Origin of the sequence: Endozoicomonas sp. YOMI1 (genome assembly GCF_024606345.1) — a bacterium.
Lineage (GTDB): Bacteria > Pseudomonadota > Gammaproteobacteria > Pseudomonadales > Endozoicomonadaceae > Endozoicomonas.
In genome coordinates, this window is the sequence record NZ_JAHHPM010000289.1 from 1 (window position 1) to 4,542 (window position 4,542).

Consider the following 4,542-nt stretch of genomic DNA (forward strand, 5'->3'; position numbering starts at 1 on the left):
AATTTCTCGCAATCCTCGCTACGGGGTCGCCTAGACGGGCGCTATTCTCGGACAGTCTCCTAGGTCAGTTTGTCTATCTGATCCGTAAGCGCCTGGATCAGCCGGATTGATTGCGCTCCGCCAGCCATAAGGCGATTTTGGCAGACGTTGTCTCATCCTTGTAATTTGGATTCCTGGCGGGCTCGCTGCTGAAGAACTTTCTGGTGAACGCATCACTTTTTTGCAGACCGTCAGCGGCAATTTCGTTGGTGAGTTGTTTGTTGTCGGCAGCCCGGGCATTGTTCAGTATGCTGTGTGCTTTGGCTAAATGGGTAAGATTCACCGGATTGATACCAAGTTGGGAAAATGCGCCCGCCAAATTGGGGTCTCTTGCGACAAATGAAACCAGCAAGGCTACCTCATTGGTCAGGGTACTGCTGTTGTCTTCACCCTGGCTGCCCAGTAATGTTTGCAGGTGATGCCGTTGATTGGCATCCAGCAATTTAGTGGTGGTGTTATCACTGCCCAGCATGCTGATCAGCTCTGACTCGTGGTCGAACAACTGTTGTTGTAACGCCATGATCTCCTTTGCCAGTTTATCAGCACACTGTTGCTGCCGTGGGTAGACTATGCGGCCAGTTAGCTGGCTGGCTGTTTCCCGGTTGAAGTGTTCATAAACTATTGGTTCTTTGAAGTTACCGATTCCGGTATTGGCAGCAATCTGCATTTTGGCCATCAACAGTGCGTCTTGCAGTTGCTTCTTTTGTTCCGCGCTAAAGTTTGCCTTCGGGAATTCGGAGTCAATAAAACTATTCATTAACTTTTCCCGCCAGAAGCTGAATTTTACCGATTTACCGTCATACTCCGGAGGCAGGACAATCTCCGTCGTAGAGTTATCCTCGTTGGCTTTATCCTTCAACGCTTGGCAGTCTTTCTGCTTGTCAGTGTCAAGAGTCTCATTCAGTTTGCTGTCAGCAAACCCTTTGATGGATTTTTCGTCATAGCAGTTGGTGATGGCCAGGAGGATTTCAATGGCTTTGCGCTGGCTGGACTCTTCAACCAGGACATTATCCAGATTAAAGGCACTGGTGAAGTTATGGCACATTTGTGCAATCCCTTCAGTTGTTAGGCTGGTTCGCATATTGCTGTTGAGTGTGTTCAATCGGGTTGCCAGCTCATCGGCTCCTGGCAGATTGTTGAAACTTTCAGCCGTAAACGGAGTGACCGATTGTGCTGCCGGGGTCGGTTGTTCTGGTGAAGAGCGCTGGGGTGATAGGGTGAGCGGAACGGTTGCAGGGTTAATATTCATGTAAATACCTGTTTCGTTGGAGTTTGTTGTTAATGGCTGGTTGTCAAAACTGGTAATGTTTTGGGTATAAGCCGGTTAGTTTTCGCGTCCATGCCTGCGCTGCTGCAAGCTGGACACTATCGTAGACCATTGACCTACCCAATTAGTTTCATAAGCCGTGCGGGTTGTGGGTGCCAGCAATAACAAAACTCCTCAGCAAGCACCTCAGAAGAGGTGCTGACAGTGGTCATTGATTTTCGCTCAAATATTCAAGGCCAAAAATTCAAGAGAGGGCGCAAAGAAAGCACAGCCAGTGACCGCTGTTGAAAAATTCATCAGATGATCATAGTGACCATGGGCATCGGCTTTAAACATTGCTTTCAGCATCCGATGAAAATGTTCAGGTGTCTTGCCATAGGCAATAAAGAACAGGCCTGACTCCCTGGCATCACCATAAGGCATACTATGGCGGAGAATCTCCATACTGTTGCCGTGCCCTGGGTTTGCTGTCGGAATAAAGCTGATCCCAGGCACCACTGCCAATACTGATGGTTGAGCTGAGCCTGGCATCGGGGTATTGCCAGGCCAGAGTTTCAGTAAGCTCTGGAATGCTGGAAAGTGTCTGGCGGATTTCGATAGACTGCCGATGTCGTTTTCTTTGATCGTCAGTATCAGAAATTGAGCGTCGGTATTGGCATCCGGAGTGATGCCGGACTGAGGCGTTGGCATGGTCTTAAACCTTGAAAGTCTGTAAATTGAGTTGCCTGTCACATTTGTGGGCCGTGATAACTGGCTTTCTGTTAAGTTGCTTTCCAGTGTATGGCAGCCTATTCTCGGACAGCCTCCTGGCAGCTTTGCGCTGCAAGGGCGGTCAGACAATGTATCAAATAAACTCGGTGTCTGGTTGTGATTGGCTGATCATTATATTACCACTGCTGAGTATTTGTTACTGTCAAGGATCAATGTTTTATAGACGTCAAAACCAGATGGTTGAATCATTTAGGTGATTAATGCAGCGAGTGAAGATTCTTCGATCTGCTGGTGGGTATTTTCATTGATGTCATCAACGTCAGTTATTGATTTGTCAGCAATGAATTCCATTAATTTTGGAGCGGTAGGAAGTTGTGTGATCTGCTCTGCAAATTTCACCCGGTTTCTTAATGTCAGTTTTAACAGGTCTTGCAGTGAGAGAAGAGTGGCATTACAGCCTTTGATATATTCGACTGATATTTCTGCATCCCCAAAAACAGAGGACACAGCCAGGAAAACGGTTTTATGCTTTAACCCCGAAAACGCATTTCCCAAATATTCCTCGTTGGTTTTGAAGCCTATGGTTCCTGTATTCATATCTATTATGCAGCTTATCTTTTCAGGCACATCAAATACCTCATTGGCTTTTCCTTTGGGATAATTGCCAATGGTTTGCCCGTTATGAAGCAGTTTTTTGTTATTTATATCCCAGCCCCAGGAGGACTCTGTGCTGCCAAGAAGATTGGTATAACCCATTTCATTGTTAGGGGTTCCTGCCAGTGCAACCCCAATCACCGCATGAGATCCTCGCATCGTGCTCGGCCATTCAACGTCCAGAATATGCATGCCTTTCGAAAAGCCGGTATCCGACATGGCAATATCTGTACTCTTTAAATTATGTCCACGATGTAATTTTGTTGGCTCATCATCGTTGATGCGAATATTGGCACTGCTTTTGGCTCGATCCCAGGCGGTGCGTATATAGACATTAGGAAAGTCATGACGTTCCAAGGCTTTTAATGACAAAGAGGTATAGGTGCACTCGGGCAATGGAATCATTTGATTGACATTCCTTCCTTCCCAGATATTGTTGTCTGTCGCCTGTTGTCGGCAGAGAGAAACCGTTTCTTCCCGGGGGTCATGTCCTGCTGAGGTTGGTTGACTGGTTTGAGAAGGGAGAGTTTGAGAAGGTTTTGGCAGACACTGTATACAATTTGAAATAAGACTTCTTAGATTCATAAATATATTCTTAAAAGTTGATAATTATTAATTAATTGTTGGACAGCTTTAAAATGAAAAAGTTCTTTTTTCTGATCCAGCTATTGAACTCACTGCCAACCATTAACGGCAACATAGCCAAGGGCAAAGGTTATTTACTCTGCGGGCAGGTTTTTTATCTTTGCCATTAACGTTGGTCATTTCTTTATCAGCAATGAATCTCTTTAAGGATGGAGCGGTAGGAAGGTCGGCAAGCTGCTCTTCAAATTTAACCAGTCTTCTTAATGACAGCTTTGTCAGATCTTGTAGTGAGAGAGGGGTGTTGGCATTAAAGCCTTTATTATAATTGATTTCGATTTCTGTATTCACATGGGTAACGGACACAGCCAGGAAAACTGTTTTATGTCTGAGTCCCGAAAACGCATCTCCCAAATATTTTTCATCGGCTTTGAAGCCTAAGGTTCCTGCATTCATATCTATTATGCAGCTAATTTTTTGAGGTGCAATAAATTCACTGTCTGATTTGTCTTCGGGGTAATTGCCTATAGTTTGGCCGTTGTGAAACAGTTTGTTGTTTTTTAAATTCCAGCCCCAGGAGGACTCTGTGCTACCCAGAAGATTTGTGGAACCAGTTACACGGTTAGGGGTTCCTTCCAGTGCGACCCCGATTACCGGACGAGACCCTCGCTTATGGAGCGGCCATACAACGTCAAGAACATGAATGCCTTTTGAAAAGCCGGTATCTGACATGGCAATTTCTGTACTATCAAAGGAAGCTGGATCGCGACGTAATCTTGTTGGCTCATTATCCAGGATGCGAATAGTGTTACTGCTTTTAGCCCGATCCCAAGCGGTGATGATGGAAGAGTTAGTAAAACTCTGACGTTCCAGAGCTTTTAAAGATAAATATGTATAGGTGTACTCGGGTAATTGGACTTTATGATTGACATTCCTTTTTGCCCCTGTTTGGGAAGGTATTTGTAGACACGGCAGGCATTGTGAAAAATGGCTTCTTATATTCATGAACACTGTTTCATATAAGTTACTAACATTTGACAGCTTTAAAATGGAAAAGTTCTTATTCTGACCATTATGACTTTTTGCATGGGAGAAAATCATGTATTTCAGGAGCCATCGGTATTCTTAAGGCCGGTCTTATCAAGTAAAAACCTGATAGAAAGGGAAGTGCCACCGTGAATGATTACTTATTTCTGTTAATGAAGATGCTCTATACAATACTCCCTGATTATAGCAATTCCGCCTTCTAAATATGATAGCGAGCAAGTCATTTTGGACAGCTGGGCAAG

The 4,542-nt window shown here is 44.8% G+C and carries 5 protein-coding genes; all 5 read right to left on the reverse strand.

The window, feature by feature from the left end; translation table 11 throughout:
• Positions 1 to 97: 97 nt before the first annotated feature.
• Positions 98 to 1,288 carry a hypothetical protein gene (locus KDK15_RS10045; RefSeq protein WP_257295223.1) on the reverse strand — a complete coding sequence of 397 codons (1,191 nt, stop codon included), beginning with the start codon at positions 1,286 to 1,288 and terminating at the stop codon, positions 98 to 100.
• Positions 1,289 to 1,528: 240 nt separating this feature from the next.
• A complete protein-coding gene (locus tag KDK15_RS21250; RefSeq protein WP_373691358.1) occupies positions 1,529 to 1,804 on the reverse strand; it encodes a Dyp-type peroxidase in 276 nt (91 codons plus the stop codon).
• Entirely contained in the window at positions 1,731 to 1,946 is a 216-nt protein-coding gene (locus tag KDK15_RS21255; RefSeq protein ID WP_373691359.1) for a Dyp-type peroxidase domain-containing protein, read from the reverse strand. The genes KDK15_RS21250 and KDK15_RS21255 overlap by 74 nt, the downstream gene beginning before the upstream one ends.
• 320 nt (positions 1,947 to 2,266) lie before the next feature.
• Positions 2,267 to 3,076, reverse strand: a complete 810-nt coding sequence (locus KDK15_RS10055) for an SPRY domain-containing protein (RefSeq protein WP_257295225.1) — start codon at positions 3,074 to 3,076, stop codon at positions 2,267 to 2,269.
• Between the two features lie 282 nt (positions 3,077 to 3,358).
• The gene (locus KDK15_RS10060) at positions 3,359 to 4,354 is read right to left on the reverse strand and encodes an SPRY domain-containing protein (protein WP_257295226.1); all 996 of its coding nucleotides are present in this window, start codon (positions 4,352 to 4,354) and stop codon (positions 3,359 to 3,361) included.
• Between the last annotated feature and the right edge of the window lie 188 nt (positions 4,355 to 4,542).

Coding starts and splice junctions, on each gene's coding strand:
- KDK15_RS10045 (WP_257295223.1), bottom strand. CDS start 1,288: ATGAATATTAACCCTGCAACCGTTCCGCTCACCCTATCACCCCAGCGC.
- KDK15_RS10055 (WP_257295225.1), bottom strand. CDS start 3,076: ATGATTCCATTGCCCGAGTGCACCTATACCTCTTTGTCATTAAAAGCC.
- KDK15_RS10060 (WP_257295226.1), bottom strand. CDS start 4,354: ATGATTTTCTCCCATGCAAAAAGTCATAATGGTCAGAATAAGAACTTT.